Here is a 19685-nt window from a genome sequence, read left to right as displayed (position 1 = left end):
AGCATGACAGTGGAACTTAACTTGCCTGTAACAGTACAGGACGTGCGCTCGTTCTCGGAAGCAAATGGTGAGCCAACTTGGTTTACAGAGCTTCGTACGGCAGCACTAGACAAAGTAACTGGTTTAGATTTGCCAAAACCAGATAGAACGAATATTACAAAATGGGATTTTGTGAATTTCCCGGCTCACTCAGTTGTCAGTGAAGAATTTACTTCACTTGATGCACTACCAGAAGAAGCAAGAGGTTTAATTGATCTCGAAGCTCAAGAAAATCTTTATATTCAACGTAATAACACGCCAGCATATATTAAAACTTCACAAGAATTAGCTGATAAAGGTGTTATTTTTACAGATATTTTAACAGCTGTTCGTGAACATGGAGAACTTGTTCAAAAATATTTCATGACAGAAGCAGTAAAAGTAGATGAGCATAAATTAACAGCGCTTCATGCGGCACTTGTAAATGGTGGTGTGTTTGTCTATGTACCGAAAAATGTAATAATCGAACAACCACTTCAAGTTGTATTTTTAAATGATAATGCAGAAGCATCACTTTACAACCACGTTTTAGTAGTAGCGGAAGCGAATGCTGCTGTAACTTATGTTGAAACTTATATTTCGACTGTTGAAGAAGCAAAAGGTCAAGCGAATATTATTGCAGAGGTAGTAGTCCAAGATAATGCACAGGTTACATATGGTGCAGTAGATGTACTTGCAAAAGGCTATACTACGTATGTAAATCGCCGTGCGCGTTTAGCACGCGATGCAAAAGTGGATTGGGCTCTAGGCTTGATGAATGACTCAGATACAATCTCTGAAAACATTACTCATTTAATTGGTGACGGTTCTCATGCTGATACAAAAACAGTAGTTGTAGGTCGTGGAGAACAAAAACTTAACTTCACTACTGAGGTTCGTCACTGGGGTAAAAACTCTAACGGGCATATTTTAAAGCATGGTGTTATGAAAGATGCAGCTCAATCAATCTTTAATGGTATTGGTTATATCGAGCATGGTGCAACAAAAGCAGATGCACAGCAAGAGTCACGTGTATTAATGCTGTCAGAAAAGGCTCGTGGGGATGCAAACCCTATTTTATTAATTGATGAAGATGATGTAACAGCAGGACACGCAGCCTCTGTTGGTCGAGTAGATCCATTACAACTTTATTATTTAATGAGTCGTGGTATCTCGAAAGCAGAAGCAGAGCGCCTTGTTATCCATGGATTCCTTGCGCCAGTTGTTACGCAATTACCAATCGAGGGCGTTCAAAAGCAACTGACGGAGGTTATTGAAAGGAAAGTTCGCTAATGATGAAAAAAGACATTAAAAGCTATTTCCCAATTTTAGATCAGGAAGTAAATGGTCATAAACTCGTTTATCTTGATAGTGCAGCAACTTCTCAAAAACCTGTTCAAGTGATTGAAGCGATGAAGCATTATTATGAGTTCGATAATTCCAATGTTCACCGTGGTGTCCATACATTAGGAAATCGTGCTACTGATAAATATGAGGGCGCACGTGAAAAGGTTCGTAAATTTATCAATGCTCAATCCACACAAGAAATTATTTTCATGCGTGGAACAACAACGGCATTAAATACAGTAGCAGCAAGCTATGGTCGTGCCAATGTTGCTGAGGGTGATGAAATTGTTATTACTCATATGGAACATCACTCAAATATTATTCCTTGGCAGCAACTAGCTAAAGAGAAAAAAGCGATTTTAAAATACATTGAACTTGAAGCGGATGGCACACTTAGCTTAGACAAAGTACGTGCAACGATTACACCTAAGACAAAAATCGTTTCAGTTTCAATGGCATCAAATGTACTTGGTACGATTAATCCAATCAAAGAAATTGCTCAAATTGCACATGCTAACGGTGCTGTTATGGTAGCCGATGGTGCACAAGCTGCTCCACATATGAAGCTTGATGTGCAAAATTTGGATGTAGATTTCTTAGGTTTCTCTGGGCATAAAATGTGCGGACCAACTGGAATAGGTGTACTATATGGTAAAAAGGAACACCTTGAAAAGATGGAGCCAATTGAATTTGGTGGCGAAATGATTGACTTTGTTGGACTTTATGATTCAACGTGGAAGGAATTACCGTGGAAATTTGAAGGTGGAACGCCTATTATTGCAGGAGCAATAGGGTTAGGTGCCGCTATTGATTTCTTAACTGAAATAGGGCTTGATACAATTGCAGAGCATGAGCATAAGCTTGTAGGCTACGCAATGGATCAGCTTGAAACAATTGACGGACTTAAAATTTTCGGTCCACGTGATCCAATGAAGCGATGTGGACTTGTGACATTTAATTTAGACGATGTACATCCACATGATGTGGCAACGGTGCTTGATATGAATGGTATTGCTGTTCGTGCAGGACACCATTGTGCACAGCCACTAATGAAATGTCTTCAGCAAGTAGCGACAGCGCGAGCAAGCTTCTATCTGTACAATACAGAGGAGGATATTGACCGCTTAGTTGCAGGGTTACGTTCTGCGAAGGAGTATTTTGGCGATGTCTTTTAATAATTTAGATCAATTATATCGTTCAGTCATAATGGATCATTATAAAAATCCTCGTAACAAAGGATCGATAGAAAATGATGCTGTAACAATTGATATGAACAATCCGACTTGTGGTGACCGTATTCACTTAACATTGAAGGTGACTGATGGTATTGTAGAGGATGCGAAATTTGATGGTGAGGGCTGTTCCATTTCGATGTCTTCTGCGTCTATGATGACACAGCTCGTTAAAGGGAAAAAGGTAGAGGAAGCATTAGAGCTTGCTGAAATTTTCTCGAAGATGATGATGGGTGAAGAATATAGTGACAAATATGACCTTGAGGATGTTGAGGCACTACAAGGTGTAGCACAATTCCCAGCACGTATTAAATGTGCGACATTGGCTTGGAAAGCAATGGAAAAAGGTGTAAGCAATAAATGATTTCTTTAGTTGGGCGAAGGCAACTATGTGTGTCTTCACCCAACTCGAAGGATTTAACGACTAGATATAATATCATGAACGGAGGAGAAACGATGGCTAAAAAAATGCCTGATATCGGCGATTACAAATACGGTTTCCATGACAAGGACGTATCAATTTTCCGTTCAAAACGTGGTTTAACTGAAGAAATCGTCCGTGAAATTTCAAATATGAAACAAGAGCCAGAGTGGATGCTTGAATACCGCTTAAAAGCACTTGAAACTTTCTATACAAAACCGATGCCGCAATGGGGTGGTGACCTAGGAGACTTAGATTTTGATGAAATTACGTATTATGTAAAACCATCAGAAGCTACACAAAAATCATGGGATGAAGTACCTGATGAAATCAAAGCTACTTTTGATAAATTAGGGATTCCAGAGGCAGAACAAAAATATCTTGCAGGTGTATCTGCACAGTATGAGTCTGAGGTTGTTTACCACAACATGAAAAAAGACCTTGAAGATCTTGGTATTGTGTTTAAAGATACAGACTCTGCTTTACGTGAAAACGAAGATATTTTCAAACAATACTGGGGTAAAGTAATTCCTTACACTGACAACAAATTCGCTGCACTAAACTCAGCTGTTTGGTCAGGTGGATCATTTATCTATGTACCGCCAGGTGTGAAAGTGGAAACGCCGTTACAAGCCTATTTCCGTATTAACTCTGAAAATATGGGTCAATTCGAACGTACATTAATTATTGTGGACGAAGGTGCACATGTACACTACGTAGAAGGCTGTACAGCTCCTGTTTACACAACAAACTCTCTACACTCAGCAGTTGTAGAAATTATTGTACGTAAAGATGCTTATTGCCGTTATACTACAATTCAAAACTGGGCGAACAACGTATACAATCTTGTAACGAAACGTACAGTTGTTGAAGAAAACGGTACAATGGAATGGATTGACGGTAACATTGGTTCAAAATTAACGATGAAATACCCAGCATGTATCCTAAAAGGTGAAGGTGCTCGTGGTATGACATTATCCATCGCATTAGCAGGTAAAGGACAACACCAACATGCAGGTGCGAAAATGATTCATATGGCACCAAACACATCTTCAACTATCGTTTCTAAATCGATTGCTAAACAAGGTGGGAAAGTAACGTATATGGGACAAGTTCGTTTCGGCCCTAAAGCAAGCGGTGCGCGTGCGAACATCGAATGCGATACGTTAATTATGGATAACCAATCGACTTCTGATACAATTCCATACAACGAAATCTTAAATGATAATGTTTCATTAGAGCATGAAGCGAAAGTTTCAAAAGTGTCTGAGGAACAACTATTCTATTTAATGTCTCGCGGAATCTCTGAAGAAGAAGCAACAGAAATGATTGTAATGGGCTTCATCGAGCCATTCACAAAAGAACTTCCAATGGAATACGCAGTAGAAATGAACCGTCTTATCAAATTTGAGATGGAAGGGTCTATCGGGTAATACTCCGAAAACGTGATGATAACAGGTTTTTTTGCATATATTATCGGTGCTGAAAAGCCTGTTTGACCACATTTTGACCACGAAATTTATTTTTCTTTGTTTTTTATATGCTTTTTGTAGAGATCGAGCGCATTTTGCTCGGTCTTTTTTGTGATGTGTAAATAATAATCTGTAGTGGTTTTTGTAGTCTCATGCCCCAACCGATCATTTTAGTAGGGCTCCAAACGAATATGCACTTTTGCCTTTTTTATTTTTTAATTCAGCATAATGGTCAAGCCAATCTTTTATATCACTTCTTCTTATTTTCATAACACGTTTGTTTCCGAAAAAAGGTTTAATATGTAAACGTGTTATTACTTCTACTTGTTCGAAAGTTGATTCCTTTACATTTTTCCTTTTATATTTAAGCCATTCTTCAATGACCTCATGAAATATCATGTTACGATCATTAAGAGTTTGTCCATAATAAATACGTTCCTCAACTTTTGATGCTTCTATCTCTGCCTCTTTTTTTGTTCGAAATGTGCCTTTACTTCGTTCTACATCATCGTTGGATACTCTAGCCTGCCATTTACCACTAGGTAACTTTCTAAAAGTAGCCATAATCATTACTCCTTTCATGTGTATAAGAAAAGAGCTAGCCTTACCTTTGGGTAGGTGTTTTTGTGTGGAATCCAGATTCTCCAGCTATGAAGATTTATTGCACAGGCGGTTAAAGACGGCATTATTCAAGAATCACACTTAAAGGATTTGCAAAATGGTGCAATGACAACTGATCGTTTAATTGGATTATATATAACAATTCAGCAAAGACGAAGTAAGTGAATAAACTAATGACCAAGATAGCTTAATTGCTGTCTTGGTCATATAACAATCTTTTTATATTTTAAATACAAATTCTACAATAAGAGTAAGTATCATAAGTCCTATCCCAATTGCAAAAGCCTTACCTGAAGACTTTTCTTTTTGCTCATCATTTTGGACTTCGTTTTCCTCTCTCACTGTTGGCTCTCTCTCTGTCGTCTCTTCTACAATAGTATTACAATACTCACATATCTTAAATACTGAACCATCTCTATATACTTTCTTAATCGAATTATTGGCTAAACAATTAGGACAACTACTCAATTACATTCTCCTCCGTCTATTCATATCTACTATTTACCATTTTAAGAAATTTAATTATGTATGTACATAACAAAAATGCCCAGATACGACGATACCAGTTACTTTGTATCCATATTCTCCTGCGATACCTTTTGTGCCACTAACTTCTAAAATCTTAGGATCATCTGTAGTTTTATCGAAGCTAAAATTATATGATGTTTCAGCATATGCAGGGACAAGGTGCAAGCATTTATATTATTTTGCCTTACAATGTCTCAGCGTCAATGTCCGACCGTCAAAATGATGGAAAGCCTTGCGAGAGTGAGGTTTGCCATCCACAATCTCAAAACCAACCATCTAGTTCTTTTAATCTTTTAACAAGCTCTTTACAGCAAGTATATAATAATGCTCACGCTGAAAAAGAAGCTCGTAAGGAATACATGAACGAGTACCAAGTGATGCTAGTTGATTTTATGTACTCGTTACCTGTACGTGATGATTTAAAGGACCAGCTGCATAAGTGCATACTGGCTACAAAAATGAACGATATAAGCGATTTTGTGAACGCTAAAGACGTTTTGGTTAACATCATTCGTGATATTACAAACGGCACATTAACAATTACTAGTACATTAAGAGTCGTATTTGTAGGAGCATGTAGTAAGGCTGTGGAGCGTTTGAGTAGGAAGATGAATAAATCTATCTTATATAGAAGAAACTCCTAATAAAGAGCGTCCAGTGCCTTTCTACAATTGGTTGAATGAACGTGATGGTCTTCCACAATCAATAGTTCATGGTGAACCATCGTTAGATAATTGGCTGGAATGAAAAAAATTTATCCAAATGGATTCCTAATAAGGAGTGTAGTTCGAAGTGTAAAAGGAAACCCATTACTTTACATTTCGTTACACATTAGAGGGGTGTAAAATTCTGATAAAAAAACTTTTCCAATTATTTGTATGTCCCGTGTAACAAAGGGATATATAGTTAATTAGCGAGTGGTATATGGATTGGGGGAAATAAAAATGAGAAAACATTTAGGACTGGTATCTATTATTATTTTTATAGTGACTATTCTTATTATGAAATTTTTTATGGAAGAAAAAGTTTCTGGTATGGTAGGAACAAACTTTTTAATAGCTGGTGTAGGTGTGTCCGTTTTATTAGCAATATTTAGTGAAAAAGGAAGAGTGAAAACAATCGTGTTAAGCTTATATAGTCTACTAATTGTTGGTTTTATAATAATGGTTATACTTTATAGAGTCGCACATATGCAATCAAGTGGACTTTAGTTAAATAATCCATAAAAAGACCACCCATAATTGAGTGGTCTCATGATACTGTTTTTCATGCCGATTTCATGCTGACAACGTTTGAAAAAACATGATATAAATTAAAAGTTAAATGCCAAATAGATTGATTTTATTGAGTATCTTCTATTATATAATGCACTTTAAAACCATCCGTTTATCAAATTTGAGATGGAAGGCAGTATTGGATAATACTTCTGTCATACTTGATATATAAGGGTTTTGAAAAAATGTTTCATGTCCCAACCGTTTAGAAACGCATCTAATCAAAATAAGGAATTTATGTCTTGAATATCTAAAGATTATATGTCAAATCCTTGCTTTCAATTTACAGCCATTACTGTCCAGTGCCTTCGATTGAAATGGTTGTGGTTATTTTTAGGTTGTTGAGTAAAAAAGATCACCCAATAATCGGTGATCTTGATGACCTTGAATTTGTTGCTATTTACCAAATGAAAGGAAAAAGTTTTTTAGTTTTCTGTTTATATATTGTAAATTGTTCTCCGTACTTGTTTTGTAAGTAATCATCTGATTTTGGGATATAGCCAAAAACAAATACGAAGAATAAACCAAGAGGGATAAGCAAACTATAAATATTGTTAGAGATTAGCGCTAAGCCTAGCACCCAAAGGCAATCTCCGAGATAATTAATATGAATCGCATATTTAAATAAACCGCCTGTATAGAGCTTACCTTTGTTTACAGGATTATCTTTATAAGGTTTTCTAAGTAATTCTGAAACAGTGTTTAACATACTGCCTCCTAAAAATAATATCCAGCCTACAATTAGTATTGTTAAGTTTAGATCCTGCTTACTAGTGATCATTAAAATGGGGAAGCCCAAATAATAAATTCCAAAGGCCATACTGTTCATGAGAGCTTCCTGCATTGCTATACCTCTAGGTAACCATATAAACATCATAGCTGTTAATCGCAAAGCTGTAATAATTAAAGCGATAAAAAGTCCTAGAGAAATGGCGGATTTTTCATATGTAATGAAAAGTAAATAATATGCAATGATTAAATAGATAATTTCAGCAACTAAAATTAAGATTTTTTCTTTTATCGTAGAATTGTTTATACCATACATAGTAAGGCACCCCTTCTTTATTTGTATTTAATTGGAAAAAATACTTCTATGATATTATTATCCTCTTGTGTGCTATAGGGGTCCGTTTGATAAACTTCAAATGGTGCTCCATTCAATTTATAGTTATTTTCATCTATCCAAACATGTAATTTAGTATGAATGGAAGGTAGTTTATCGTAAGAGCCAATAAGCGTAGCCATTGCACAAAGACCAGGATTAAACACTTTTGTTTCATTCGTGGCAGTTGTAAGTGGAATCGCAATTTCTACATCATAATTATCAGGTTCATATTCGGCACTATGGAAAATAGCAAGTGGTTTTGCGCTAGGTGATAAATTTCCGAACAAAAGTTTACTAAACAACTCACTAAAGTGTATTAAAAAATCAGCGGTATTCATTCTTTTTCGTTGAGATAAAATATCATAGGTTAAGTGATCTACAAGTTTAATTTCAATCTGATCTAAATAGGCCATGATATTTCCCTTTTTATCTAACGTTTGAATATCAAGTTTTAGTTCTTTTAACATAGAAGAATAAAATGTAAGTTGTTGTGTTAGATTTTCTTGTTTGGTTTTCATTTTATTACTAAGGAGTTCGGTATCATCCCTATTAGTTAAAATAATTTTGATGTCTTCTAACGAAAATAAATAGTTTTTTAATCGTGCTATTAATAAAGCTGATTCTAATTGGGAAATATTATAATAGCGATAGTTATTATTAGCATCAATGAAATCAGGCTTTAAGAGTCCAATTTCATCATAATAGCGAAGCGTTTTCAGTGTGAGATGGGATATTTTCGAAAACTCACCAATTGTAAGCATAACAATCACCTCCTTATCAAATTACTTTAAATATAAAGTATCCTGTAAGAGGAAGGTCAATCAATGTAACTAAGTTTTCTTAAAGTATTTATGCCGTTAGAGATTGGCCGGATGACGACAGCATCAGAAAAAATAGGGTTGGATGATTTTTTCTGTTTATATAAAAATCTAAGGGTCACCGTATAGTGGTTGCAACATAGCCAATTTAGCGCAGTCATAATAAATAAGTGATGCAATCTTCACTCTTTTTATATAAAATGTGTAAGATAAAACCTATTTAGAAGGAGTGGCGAAATGTTTCCTATTTTACATACTGATCGATTAGTGTTACGAGAGCTTACAGTTAATGATGCTCAGGCTATTTTAAATTGTTTTTCTAATTCTGATGTACTACGTCATTACGGACAGAATCCATTAACGAATTTAGATCAAGTTAGGCAAATAATTAATAATTTTTCAAAGAACTATGATGAAAAACGCGGAATTAAATGGGGAATAGAATTAAAAGGGCAAGAAGGCATAATTGGTACCATTGGTTTTCAAGAGTGGTCGATTGAACATAAAAGGGCTGAAATAAGTTATGCACTTTTCCCAGAGAGTTGGGGAAAAGGCTATGCACTGGAGGCCGTTAATAAAGTAATTTCATTTGGCTTCCAAGAGATGGAGTTAGTGCGTATAGGAGCAATAGTTTTCACTGAAAATGATGCTTCAAACAAGCTATTAATAAAAGCTGGCTTTGAAAAAGAAGGGTTGTTAAAAAAATATATGTATCAAAATAATGTTCCATATGACACTTATATTTATTCCTTGATAAAATAGAATCATCCTAAGACCGAGATAAGCTTAATTGCCGTCTTGGTCTTTTGGTGATATATAAGGATTTATTTAATAATCATCTGTAAAGTGTCTAATCCTTCCTTCAAATAAACATAAGTTTTAATTGTCTCGATATTCGTATCTGCTTTTTTCGCTGTAGCTAAATATCGATGTAATTCTTTTATATAAGCAGCTAAAAACTCGGTGAAATTGAATGTATGCAGCCACTGACTATTTTTTTCGATTTTTTTAGAATGTGAAACTATGAATTTAGACCTATTTTTTTCTAAAGTAAGAATATCTGCATTGCCAAATGGGTCTAACTTTTGACTTTTTCCTGTTTGATAAAGTGTTATCAATTTGCTAGTAAATTCACCTAAAATAGTACTGTGTCCAGTAATGGTAAAGAAAAGTAGCTCGTCCTCATTGTTATCCTTTGCAAACACTTTTAAATAGCCATCAAAATAAAGATTATTCAAAATAGAAGTACCTTCCTCTAATTCAAATCTTATTTGCATTTAATTTCCCTCCAAATATCAATTCGATTATTTCATTTTTCTTTTCGATTTCAAACTCTCTCTTTGTTCCGATAGTAGTCATTTGGATAAATGGTACTTATTTGGATTATTCTTTCTAAATTATATATTATATTTAAAAAGCCTTCATTTATTAAAATTTATTTTTTTGCGAAGTCTTGGGTTATTAAGAATCCAGTCATTTTGCTTTGCCTAGAATTTCTTTAGTTCACGTATAACTTCTTCATCATTGCTTATTTTTCCGTTCAATTAAATAAACATTTTATATTATAAATATACAAACGGAATTTAGGGGGAATTGGAATATGCTAAAGGATGATGTAACAGAATGGATGAATGATGATGGATTTACAATCAGCATCAATAAGAGTTTTTTGGATACGGAAAAAAACATATCTTCCTTAGTAACGATTCTTATTGGGTAAAGGGTATTGCAAAAGAATCAGTAGAAGCATCCATTGAAATTTCTATACTTTGTTATGGAGTTTACGAAGGTAATCCAACTGAGGGCAATGCTAAGCAAATTGGCTGTGCAAGGGTTGTGCCTGATCTTGTTAGACTTTCATACTTTCTGACTATAGAGGACTTGGATTGAGCAAATGGTTAGTGAGTATTATAACAGCGCATACTAAATTAAAAGGCACAAGTTTTCAACTAGCTACAAATGATGGTCATTCTCTTTATGCACAATATGGATTTAAGCCATTAGGACAAATAGAAAACAGAATGAATAGACCACTTGATTGGCAAGCTGTATATGAGGGGTATAAATTACATAAATAACAATCCAAATTTTCTTCAACTATCAGGGGCAAGAGTTGAAAAAGTATCGCAAGCACGTATTAAACAGAGGGAATCTTTTATATACCTTCTACAAGATGCAATCAGTTCAAGTTTTGATTATTTCTAACCTATTCAAAAACCTTATTAAAGCTTAGAAGTATAATATAAATTTGATGAAAATAATTACGAAATAATTTATAAACCTTGGCTGACAGTGATTTTTTTTGTATATTATTCGAAGTTTGTTGCTTTTCTAAATCTTTTTTTTGGCAATAGTGACATTATACTGGACAAATACGATATTTTATCATAAAGTTAAAGTAATAAAATCAATTGCGGTAGAACAATGAATTCACAAATTACAAAGAGTAATCGTGTTTTGTTAGTTACTTTTTGTAATTTGTGAATTTTTTTCTTTTGAAGCAATATGATTTTATTTAATACAATTAGTGGAGGTCATATAAATGACACAAGGTACAGTAAAATGGTTTAACGCAGAAAAAGGTTTTGGCTTCATCGAAGTAGAAGGCGGAAATGATGTATTCGCTCACTTCTCAGCTATTCAAGGTGACGGTTTCAAAACATTAGAAGAAGGTCAAAAAGTTGAATTCTCAGTAGAAGAAGGTCAACGTGGACCACAAGCTACAAATATCGTAAAACTTTAATTTTAATGATATACCCATAAAAAGGCATCCTTTAATTAGGATGCCTTTTTTGTATAGCTACTTAGGGAGATTTTTGACCTAATTAATAATTAATTTCACTAATTATAGAAATAACACTGGATTTTATAATAATTTAATACTAAAATGATAATGATTATCAATATCATTTAAAAACAGGAGCTGATAATACATTTTCAAATTAACTACATAAGAAGGGGAGGTTACTAGAACAGATAGATTGGTATTCATACATAGTTGATAAAGGAGTGTTCGACAGAATGACAAAGAAATTTATACTTGTTAGCTTTATTGCATTATTGATGCTCGTTTTAGCGGCCTGTGGAGGAGAAAAGGAAAGTGAGCAAGATCCATCCTCTGATAAAAATGAAAGCGGAGAAACAGCTCAAACAAAAGAAGAGAGTACAGAAGAAAATGGTACAAGAACTATAGAGTATCTTGGTGAAAGCTATACAGTTCCACAAAAAGTAGAAAGAATCGTTGTAACAGGCGCAATGGAGGCAATGGAGGATATGGTTGTGCTTGATGTGCATCCAGTAGGGGCAATTGCTATTGGTGGAAAATTCCCTGAACTCTATGCTTCTGTGACAGACAAAGCTGAATCCATTGGTGAGAAAATAAAACCGAACTTTGAAAAAATAGTAGAACTAGCTCCGGATGTTATTTTAGGCTCCACAAAGTTTCCAGAGGAGGTACAAGGAAAGTTGGAGAAAATAGCTCCTACAATTTTAGTATCGCATATCTCAACAAACTGGGAAGATAATTTAAATTTATTAGCTAACTTAACTGGTAAACAAGCAGACGCAGAAAAAATCCTATCTACATATAGGGCTGATATCGAAGCTGCTAAAGCAACTCTAATTGAGAAATTAAAAGGTCAAAAAGTGGCAGCTATTCGTATTCGTGGTGGACAAGCATATGTGTATCCGAAAGAAGTTTTCTTCAATCCTGTATTATATGGAGAGCTTGGTTTAGAAGTACCTGATGAAGTAAGCAAGGCTAAGTCACAGGAAGCTATTTCTGTGGAGCAATTGGCTGATATGAACCCAGACTATGTGTTTATTCAATTCTCTGCTGATGAAAATGCTGATGCACCAAATGCATTAGAAGATTTTAAAAAGAATCCAATTGTTCAAAATATTAATGCCTTTAAAAATGATCAAGTATTTGTCAATGTTGTAGATCCACTAATGGAAGGCGGTCCAGCATATAGCCGAATTAAATTCTTAGAAAGCGTTCAACAATATCTTATAAAATAAGCATCAGGTTTTAAGTAAATAAGAAGAAAAATTATAGCTTTACTTTATCAGTATGCTGTATCCCAATTGTTGTATACATCAAACAATTGGGGTGCAGTTTTTTTATTCGTTATTTAATCCCCCTATTAAAATAGATTTTGTGAATACGATTTTTTTACTATGTGTTCATATGGAAGTAGAAACTGTATGCTATGATAATGTACATAGAGGAGGGAGTCACATGATACGGGTTGGATTAACTGGTTGGGGAGATCATCCTTCACTTTATAGTGGAGTGACTGCCTCAAAAGATAAATTATTCGATTATACGGGTCATTTTTTAACGGTTGAAGTAGATACTTCTTTTTATGCTATCCCATCTAATGAGAATGTACGAAAATGGTGTCAGGATACGCCAGATGATTTCCGTTTTGTTGTCAAAGCCTATCAAGGCATGACAGGGCATTTACGGGGAGAAATTCCTTTTGAATCAAAAAATGATATGTTTAATGCCTTTATAGAATGTGCCAATGAATTTAAAAACCATGGTAAGCTAGGAATGATTCTTGCTCAGTTTCCGCCATGGTTTGATTGTCAGGCAAAAAATGTTCAATATTTGTTGTATATACGACAGCAGCTTAAGGATTTTGAGGTGGCTATAGAGTTTCGAAATCAAACATGGTATGCAGAGTCTGTCGTGCAGCAAACTATGGATTTCTTACAGGAGCATCAATTTGTTCATACAATTTGTGATGAACCACAAGCAGGTGTCGGCTCTGTTCCATTTTATCCTGCTGTCACTACCAAGAAGGCACTTATTCGAATTCATGGTCGCAATATTCATGGCTGGCGTAACACCGGAAATGCTGAAAATTGGCGAAAAGTTCGGTTTTTATACGATTATAATAAAGAAGAATTGCTGCAGCTTGGGCATCATATCACAGAGCTTGAGACTAGGGTGGAGGAGCTTTTCGTATTATTTAATAATAATTCAGGGCTGCATGCCGCTAAAAATGCGAAGGAACTGCAAGGTATTTTAGACATTAAAGATGTCGGGCTAGCGCCTAAACAATTAAATATGTTTGAAGGGGAACTATAATGGAATTTTTTCTTTTAGTCATTATTGCACTATTTTCTGGTTTAGTAGGTGCACTAGTTGGACTTGGTGGGGGCATAATATTAGTGCCAGCAACATTATTCGTAGGATTGAATCTAGGAATGATTCCAGATATAACACCTCAAAAGGTGGTTGGATTGTCGGTTGTGATGATGATTTTTACTGGACTTGCCTCAACCTTAAGCTTTATGAAATCCAAAACTGTTGATTATAAAAGCGGGTTGATATTTTTTATAGGTAGTGTTCCAGGGACAATGCTAGGTGCATGGGTAAATAAGGGATTAGATTTACCTTCATTTAATTTATATTTTGGTATTTTACTTATTATTTTAGCGACGATATTACTTGTACGTGATAAATTGAAACCTGTAAAATGGTTTGTAAAAAATGGGACTCAGCGCGAATTTACGGATACTGAAGGTAATACCTTTGTTTATGGGTACCCCATCTGGTTTGCCATTATTATAACATTTGGTATAGGCTTTGCCTCTGGATTATTTGGTATCGGCGGCGGCTCAATGATTGTACCTGCAATGATTATTTTATTTTTATTCCCGCCACATGTTGCTGTGGCAACATCAATGTTCCTAGTGTTTCTTTCATCGCTTGTTGGTTCAGCTAGTCACATATATTTAGGGCATGTGCCTTGGCTCTATACAATTCCTGTTATTCCTGGTGCCTATATCGGTGCAAAGCTTGGAGCAGCGTTAAATAAAAGAATAAAATCAGAGACACTTGTAGTAGCATTGCGCATTATATTATTATTAATGGGAATTAGATCCATAATTGAAGGTTTATTGTAAGTTGTTTTTGTTGAGATATTAATGTGAATGAAAAGAAGAGGTGGCTAAAATGCTGGAAAAAATTCATATTTTTCACACGAATGATTTGCACAGTCATTTTAAGTATTGGCCACGAATGCAAAATTATGTGAAAGAGCAGCGTATGGAACTCGCAACAATAGGCGAATCAAGTTTTCTTTTTGATGTTGGTGATCATTTAGATCGTTCCAATATTTATACAGAGGCTACAATCGGTAAGGGTAATGTGAAATTGCTAAATGAAGCGGGTTACGATGTCGTGACCATTGGCAATAATGAAGGCATAACATTATCACACGAAGAGCTATATCATTTGTATGATGAGGCAGCGTTTGAGGTTGTTGTAGCCAATGTCTATGCCTCTCAAGGAAGTAATCCTTTTTGGATGAAGCCCTATATTGTATTAACTACTGCACAGGGTACTAAGCTAGCGGTAATTGCAGCGACAGCTATGTTTGAAATTTATTATAAAGAATTAAAGTGGGAAATGGACGAGGCTCGAGGGACATTAATTCGGCTAGCACTTCAGCTTCGTAAGGAAGTAGATATAGTTGTATGTTTGTCACATTTAGGTATTACAGAGGATGAGCTCTTAGCGGATGAATGCCCTGAAATAGATATAATCTGTGGCTCACATACCCATCATATTCTGCCTAATGGCAAGCTTGTCAATGGCGTATTATTGACAGGTGGAGGAAAATTCGGACAATATACTGGGCATCTTGTGGTAGAATATGATAAAAAACTGAGGAAAATTGTTGAAAAAAAGGATAGTTTAATTCATAATAAGGATTTGCCAAAGGTTAAAAATGAAATAGACATTGTACAGTCATATGAAGAAGAAGGCAAGCAATTGCTAGATATTCCAATATTTATAACAAAAAAATCGTACAATAAGGAATGGTTCCATTATTCGCAATTATCCGATTTGTTTGCACAGGCCATCTTAGATAAAAGCGGTGCTGACTGTGCATTATTTAATGCGGGAATATTTTTAGATGGTCTACCGAAGGGAACTGTTACTGCCTTGGACTTGCATAGGATTTTCCCACATCCAATTAATTTATGTACGATTGAATTAACAGTTGCAGAAATGAAAGAAATATTCCAGCAATCAAAAAATGAAGAGTGGCCCTATATTGAGTTGAAGGGACTAGGATTTAGAGGCGTAATCTTTGGAAAGATGCTGACTTATGGCTTTTCAATGAATGAGGATCGTCAGTTGCTTATCAATGGAAAGCTTGCAGATAACGATCGAATTTATAAATTAGTAACGCTTGATTTATTTACATTTGGTTATTTTTATCCAAGTTTTAAATATGCGAAGAAAAAATATATTCTACCAGAATTTTTACGAAACATTATGATAGATTATGGGCAAAGAATTTTTAAGCCGTAGAAATCGATGCTTTAAGAATGGATTGGGGAAGAGGTCATGCGATTAATTTCAATCGATGTATTAAAAGAAGGAATGGTATTAGGAAGAACTATTTGGAATGAGGCTGGACATCCTTTATTAAAGAAGGATGTTGTGATAAACGACCGCATTATTCAAAGACTTCAGGAATTAAATATGCATTATTTATATATAGATGATGAAATTTCTGAGGGGATTGAAGTAAAGGAAACTGTTCCACCTGCAATGCGAAATAAGGCAGTTTCAACCATCAAGAGTTCCTTTCAATCAATGGATGGATTAAATCCAGTAAATGCCTCTTATATACTTGACCAGCAGTCAAAAGCTATTGTCTCAATTGTAGATGAGTTACTGTCAGCAGTTACTGGAAATGATGAAATTTTAACAATACTAACAGATGCATATTTATTTGATGAGTATTTATATCAACATTCCTTTCAGGTTACGCTTTATTCGATAGCCATTGCGAAAGAGCTTGGATACTCAGCGGAGGATTTACGTTTAATTGGCATTGGTGCTTTATTACATGATGTAGGCAAGCTGATGGTGCCAAAGGAAATCCTCACTAAGCCTGGACGCTTATCCAATGAGGAATTTGATACGATGAAGAAGCATACACGTTTTGGCTTTGATTTGTTACGGAATTTACATTCTATATCATTGCTAGTAGCTCATTGTGCGTTTCAGCATCATGAACGTATTGATGGCAGCGGTTATCCTCGAGGCTTAGTTGATTTCGAAATTCATCCGTTTGCTAAAATAATTGGTGTAGCTGATGTCTTTGATGCTGTGACAACAAATCGCGTTTACCGTGAGAAAATGCTGCCTTCACAGGGCTTAGCAATTGTAGAAGCGGGTTCAGGCACTATTTACGATGCACGTATCGTGAGAGCTCTGAAAAAGGCGGTTGTCCATTATCCTAATGGGGTTATTTTAAAATTATCGGATAATCGTAGAGGCATCGTATCAAGACAAAATACTTTGAATTCTGCATACCCATTTATTCGTATTTTTGAGGAGCAAAATCAGTTATTATCGGCTACATATGAAATAAATTTAGTGGATTACCCAGGTTTAACAATTGAATGTATAGAAACAGACTATGTTGTACCGTCCAAGGTCGAATAAAAATCTTCTCCTGTTCATATTTTATGGAACAGGAGGAGATTTTTTTGTTTTTCCCTCGAAAAAGGATGAAACTAAGATCTTATAGCAATTATAGTCATTATGGTAGTTATAGAAAAAAAGGGAAACGGTTGAATCGTTTAACCTTATTAATTGTAAGCATAATTATAGGTGTTTCATTATTCATTTATTTTTTGAACGAACGACTTATGCCCACCTACTTACAATATGCTGAAGTACAAACCAATAAAATTGCATCCTATGTTGTGAGTAAAGCATCTTTAAATGTCTTAGATATTAATGACGTTCTAGTTGAAGTATCCCCTAACAGTAGCTCTGATTTGAAAATTAATACAGAAATTATCAATCGAGTTCGTGCAGAAACAGTAAAGCAAGTAAAAATGTATTTAGAGCAAGCAGAACAAGGTGATTTATCGAATTTGCCAGATCTTGAAAATGTTGAATATGATTTTAATAAGATTAAAGAGGGGAATGGGATTGTCTTTTATATACCAATAAGCCAAGCAGCCAATATTCCATTACTGGGGAATCTAGGCCCTAAAATTCCAGTACGCTTTCATGTACTTGGGAATGTGCATAGTGATGTTACTTCTTCTATAACGGAATATGGAATTAATAGTGCATTTGTGGAAGTAGGGATTCATTTAGAGGTAAATGTACAAATCATTGTGCCATTCGCTAGTAAATCCTCAACTATTACGCAGGATATTCCGGTTGCAATGGGATTGACAAGAGGGCCTGTACCTAATGTTTATACAAATGGTACTGAGGGCACTCAGCCATCACTTGAAATACCTATTCCATTTGATAAATAGAAAAGTTGCTGTGATAGTTGTTGCCGTTCCTTTAATATGTTACATTGACAACAGTGAAGATAGTTAATATAAAAAAAGCACATTTTTGATAGGGGCGATATTCGTATGACATCTTGTAAACCTACAAGCACAGGTAAGGAAGAACATCTAAGAAAACCGGACTGGCTAAAAATAAAACTAAACACTAATGATGAATATAAAGGGCTAAAAAAACTGATGCGTGAAAAAAATCTGCATACAGTATGTGAGGAAGCGCGCTGTCCTAATATTCATGAGTGCTGGGGCGAACGCCGTACAGCAACAATGATGATTTTAGGTTCTGTTTGTACGCGTGCTTGTCGTTTTTGTGCCGTTAAAACGGGCTTACCAAATGAGCTAGATTTGGCTGAACCAGAGCGTGTAGCAGATTCTGTAGCTATTATGAACTTGAAGCACGTTGTTATTACAATGGTTGCACGTGATGACTTAAAGGATGGCGGCGCTCAGGTATTAGCTGAAACGGTGCGTGCAATTCGACGTAAGAGTCCGTTTACATCTGTAGAAGTTCTACCATCAGACCTAGGCGGCTTGCAAGAAAATCTACAAATTTTAATGGATGCAAAGCCTGATATTTTAAACCATAATATTGAAACGGTGCGCCGCTTAACGCCTAGAGTTCGTGCACGTGCAAAATATGAGCGTTCTTTAGAATTTCTTCGTTTGGCAAAAGAAATGCAGCCAGATATCCCTACAAAGTCATCTTTAATGATTGGTTTAGGTGAAACACATGAAGAAATTTTAGAAGTAATGGATGATCTAAGAGCTAATAACGTAGATATTATGACAATCGGTCAATACTTACAGCCGACGAAAAAGCATTTACCTGTTAAAAAGTACTATTCTCCAATAGAGTTTGGGAAGCTGCGTAAAATTGCGATGGAAAAAGGCTTTAAGCATTGTGAAGCTGGTCCGCTTGTGCGTAGTAGCTATCACGCCGATGAGCAGGTGAATGCAGCAACAAAGGAACGACAATTACAAGCAGAAATATAAGGCAAAAGCTGTCGTAGAATAGGTGGTGTCACTTTGATTATTATTGATGGATATGAATATGAGATTATTGAAGATTACCGAGATGCTTTTCAAGAAGAAGTATTGATGGAGCGATACTCAGATATTTTAGCCAGATACGATTATATTGTGGGCGATTGGGGCTATAATCAATTACGCTTAAAAGGCTTTTTTGATGATAGAAATCAAAAATCCACTTTCGATACGAAAATTAGTACGCTTCAAGATTATTTATATGAGTTTTGTAATTTTGGCTGTGCCTATTTCGTATTACGTAAATCTGGTAAAGCTATTTACCAACTAGAAGATGTAGTAAGTGAAGATAACGAAGTGACAAAACCTATTGAAAATGAACCAATAGCGGAATAAACAACAACAGAAACCTGATGTAAATAGCATCAGGTTTCATTGTGTTGAAAAACTAAATGGTCAAGGGACTCTTTGTGAACACTACTAAGTCAAATGAAGGTGATTTCCGTTCCAGGCT

Annotated in this window: 22 protein-coding genes; 17 read left to right on the top strand and 5 right to left on the bottom strand. The window is 35.3% G+C overall.

What is annotated here, in order from left to right:
- Positions 1-3 precede the first annotated feature (3 nt).
- From sufD to sufB, 4 genes are all read left to right on the top strand, one after another.
- On the top strand, positions 4-1311 hold the full coding sequence (gene sufD / locus AC3WOM_RS08835; protein ID WP_427547248.1) for a Fe-S cluster assembly protein SufD: 1308 nt from the start codon (positions 4-6) through the stop codon (positions 1309-1311).
- Positions 1311-2540 carry a cysteine desulfurase gene (locus tag AC3WOM_RS08830; protein ID WP_427547245.1) on the top strand — a complete coding sequence of 410 codons (1230 nt, stop codon included), beginning with the start codon at positions 1311-1313 and terminating at the stop codon, positions 2538-2540. The genes sufD and AC3WOM_RS08830 overlap by 1 nt, the downstream gene beginning before the upstream one ends.
- Positions 2530-2961, top strand: coding sequence for a Fe-S cluster assembly sulfur transfer protein SufU (gene sufU / locus AC3WOM_RS08825; protein ID WP_492446260.1), 432 nt, complete (start codon positions 2530-2532; stop codon positions 2959-2961). The genes AC3WOM_RS08830 and sufU overlap by 11 nt, the downstream gene beginning before the upstream one ends.
- A gap of 92 nt (positions 2962-3053) precedes the next feature.
- Positions 3054-4451 carry a Fe-S cluster assembly protein SufB gene (gene sufB / locus AC3WOM_RS08820; protein WP_009371995.1) on the top strand — a complete coding sequence of 466 codons (1398 nt, stop codon included), beginning with the start codon at positions 3054-3056 and terminating at the stop codon, positions 4449-4451.
- A 204-nt stretch (positions 4452-4655) separates the two neighbouring features.
- On the opposite strand, the gene AC3WOM_RS08815 is transcribed toward sufB, so the two are convergent.
- Together AC3WOM_RS08815 and AC3WOM_RS08810 are read right to left on the bottom strand one after the other, a co-directional pair.
- Positions 4656-5054, bottom strand: coding sequence for an N-terminal phage integrase SAM-like domain-containing protein (locus AC3WOM_RS08815; protein WP_492446259.1), 399 nt, complete (start codon positions 5052-5054; stop codon positions 4656-4658).
- A 276-nt stretch (positions 5055-5330) separates the two neighbouring features.
- The gene (locus AC3WOM_RS08810) at positions 5331-5579 is read right to left on the bottom strand and encodes a hypothetical protein (RefSeq protein ID WP_492446258.1); all 249 of its coding nucleotides are present in this window, start codon (positions 5577-5579) and stop codon (positions 5331-5333) included.
- Positions 5580-5770: 191 nt separating this feature from the next.
- On the opposite strand from AC3WOM_RS08810, the gene AC3WOM_RS08805 reads away from it, so the two are divergent.
- Together AC3WOM_RS08805 and AC3WOM_RS08800 are read left to right on the top strand one after the other, a co-directional pair.
- On the top strand, positions 5771-6283 hold the full coding sequence (locus tag AC3WOM_RS08805) for a hypothetical protein (RefSeq protein WP_492446256.1): 513 nt from the start codon (positions 5771-5773) through the stop codon (positions 6281-6283).
- A gap of 300 nt (positions 6284-6583) precedes the next feature.
- Complete coding sequence (locus tag AC3WOM_RS08800; protein ID WP_427547239.1) at positions 6584-6850, top strand: hypothetical protein; 267 nt, start codon at positions 6584-6586, stop codon at positions 6848-6850.
- Positions 6851-7313: 463 nt separating this feature from the next.
- On the opposite strand, the gene AC3WOM_RS08795 is transcribed toward AC3WOM_RS08800, so the two are convergent.
- Entirely contained in the window at positions 7314-7958 is a 645-nt protein-coding gene (locus tag AC3WOM_RS08795; RefSeq protein ID WP_492446255.1) for a methyltransferase family protein, read from the bottom strand.
- A 17-nt stretch (positions 7959-7975) separates the two neighbouring features.
- Positions 7976-8779, bottom strand: coding sequence for a MerR family transcriptional regulator (locus AC3WOM_RS08790; RefSeq protein WP_492446254.1), 804 nt, complete (start codon positions 8777-8779; stop codon positions 7976-7978).
- 294 nt (positions 8780-9073) lie between these two features.
- Here AC3WOM_RS08790 and AC3WOM_RS08785 point away from each other — a divergent pair, with 294 nt between their 5' ends.
- Entirely contained in the window at positions 9074-9598 is a 525-nt protein-coding gene (locus AC3WOM_RS08785) for a GNAT family N-acetyltransferase (protein WP_492446251.1), read from the top strand.
- A 62-nt stretch (positions 9599-9660) separates the two neighbouring features.
- Here the strand turns inward: AC3WOM_RS08785 and AC3WOM_RS08780 are convergent, their stop codons facing one another.
- On the bottom strand, positions 9661-10113 hold the full coding sequence (locus AC3WOM_RS08780; protein WP_492446250.1) for a hypothetical protein: 453 nt from the start codon (positions 10111-10113) through the stop codon (positions 9661-9663).
- A 609-nt stretch (positions 10114-10722) separates the two neighbouring features.
- Between AC3WOM_RS08780 and AC3WOM_RS08775 the strand changes: the two genes are divergently transcribed.
- The 10 genes from AC3WOM_RS08775 to AC3WOM_RS08730 all read left to right on the top strand — a co-directional run bounded on the left by AC3WOM_RS08775 (position 10723) and on the right by AC3WOM_RS08730 (position 19567).
- Positions 10723-10914 (top strand): hypothetical protein, encoded by a 192-nt coding sequence (locus tag AC3WOM_RS08775; protein ID WP_492446249.1) that lies wholly within the window; start codon positions 10723-10725, stop codon positions 10912-10914.
- Positions 10915-11378: 464 nt separating this feature from the next.
- A complete protein-coding gene (locus tag AC3WOM_RS08770; protein ID WP_054770577.1) occupies positions 11379-11579 on the top strand; it encodes a cold-shock protein in 201 nt (66 codons plus the stop codon).
- Between the two features lie 278 nt (positions 11580-11857).
- Entirely contained in the window at positions 11858-12856 is a 999-nt protein-coding gene (locus AC3WOM_RS08765) for an ABC transporter substrate-binding protein (protein WP_427544881.1), read from the top strand.
- Between the two features lie 220 nt (positions 12857-13076).
- Positions 13077-13934, top strand: coding sequence for a DUF72 domain-containing protein (locus tag AC3WOM_RS08760; protein ID WP_427544879.1), 858 nt, complete (start codon positions 13077-13079; stop codon positions 13932-13934).
- The gene (locus tag AC3WOM_RS08755; protein ID WP_427544877.1) at positions 13934-14755 is read left to right on the top strand and encodes a sulfite exporter TauE/SafE family protein; all 822 of its coding nucleotides are present in this window, start codon (positions 13934-13936) and stop codon (positions 14753-14755) included. The genes AC3WOM_RS08760 and AC3WOM_RS08755 overlap by 1 nt, the downstream gene beginning before the upstream one ends.
- 49 nt (positions 14756-14804) lie before the next feature.
- Positions 14805-16172, top strand: a complete 1368-nt coding sequence (locus tag AC3WOM_RS08750; RefSeq protein WP_492446247.1) for a bifunctional metallophosphatase/5'-nucleotidase — start codon at positions 14805-14807, stop codon at positions 16170-16172.
- A 36-nt stretch (positions 16173-16208) separates the two neighbouring features.
- Positions 16209-17318 (top strand): HD-GYP domain-containing protein, encoded by a 1110-nt coding sequence (locus AC3WOM_RS08745; RefSeq protein WP_427544873.1) that lies wholly within the window; start codon positions 16209-16211, stop codon positions 17316-17318.
- Positions 17319-17341: 23 nt separating this feature from the next.
- Complete coding sequence (gene yunB / locus AC3WOM_RS08740) at positions 17342-18151, top strand: sporulation protein YunB (protein WP_427544871.1); 810 nt, start codon at positions 17342-17344, stop codon at positions 18149-18151.
- A 105-nt stretch (positions 18152-18256) separates the two neighbouring features.
- A complete protein-coding gene (gene lipA, locus AC3WOM_RS08735; protein ID WP_492446244.1) occupies positions 18257-19180 on the top strand; it encodes a lipoyl synthase in 924 nt (307 codons plus the stop codon).
- Positions 19181-19213: 33 nt separating this feature from the next.
- Positions 19214-19567 carry a YutD family protein gene (locus tag AC3WOM_RS08730; RefSeq protein ID WP_492446243.1) on the top strand — a complete coding sequence of 118 codons (354 nt, stop codon included), beginning with the start codon at positions 19214-19216 and terminating at the stop codon, positions 19565-19567.
- Positions 19568-19685: the final 118 nt, after the last annotated feature.

The organism is Lysinibacillus sp. FW301-JW8, assembly GCF_058788755.1.
Note: the sequence above shows the minus strand (reverse complement) of the source record. Positions and strands in the feature narration are given on the sequence as shown.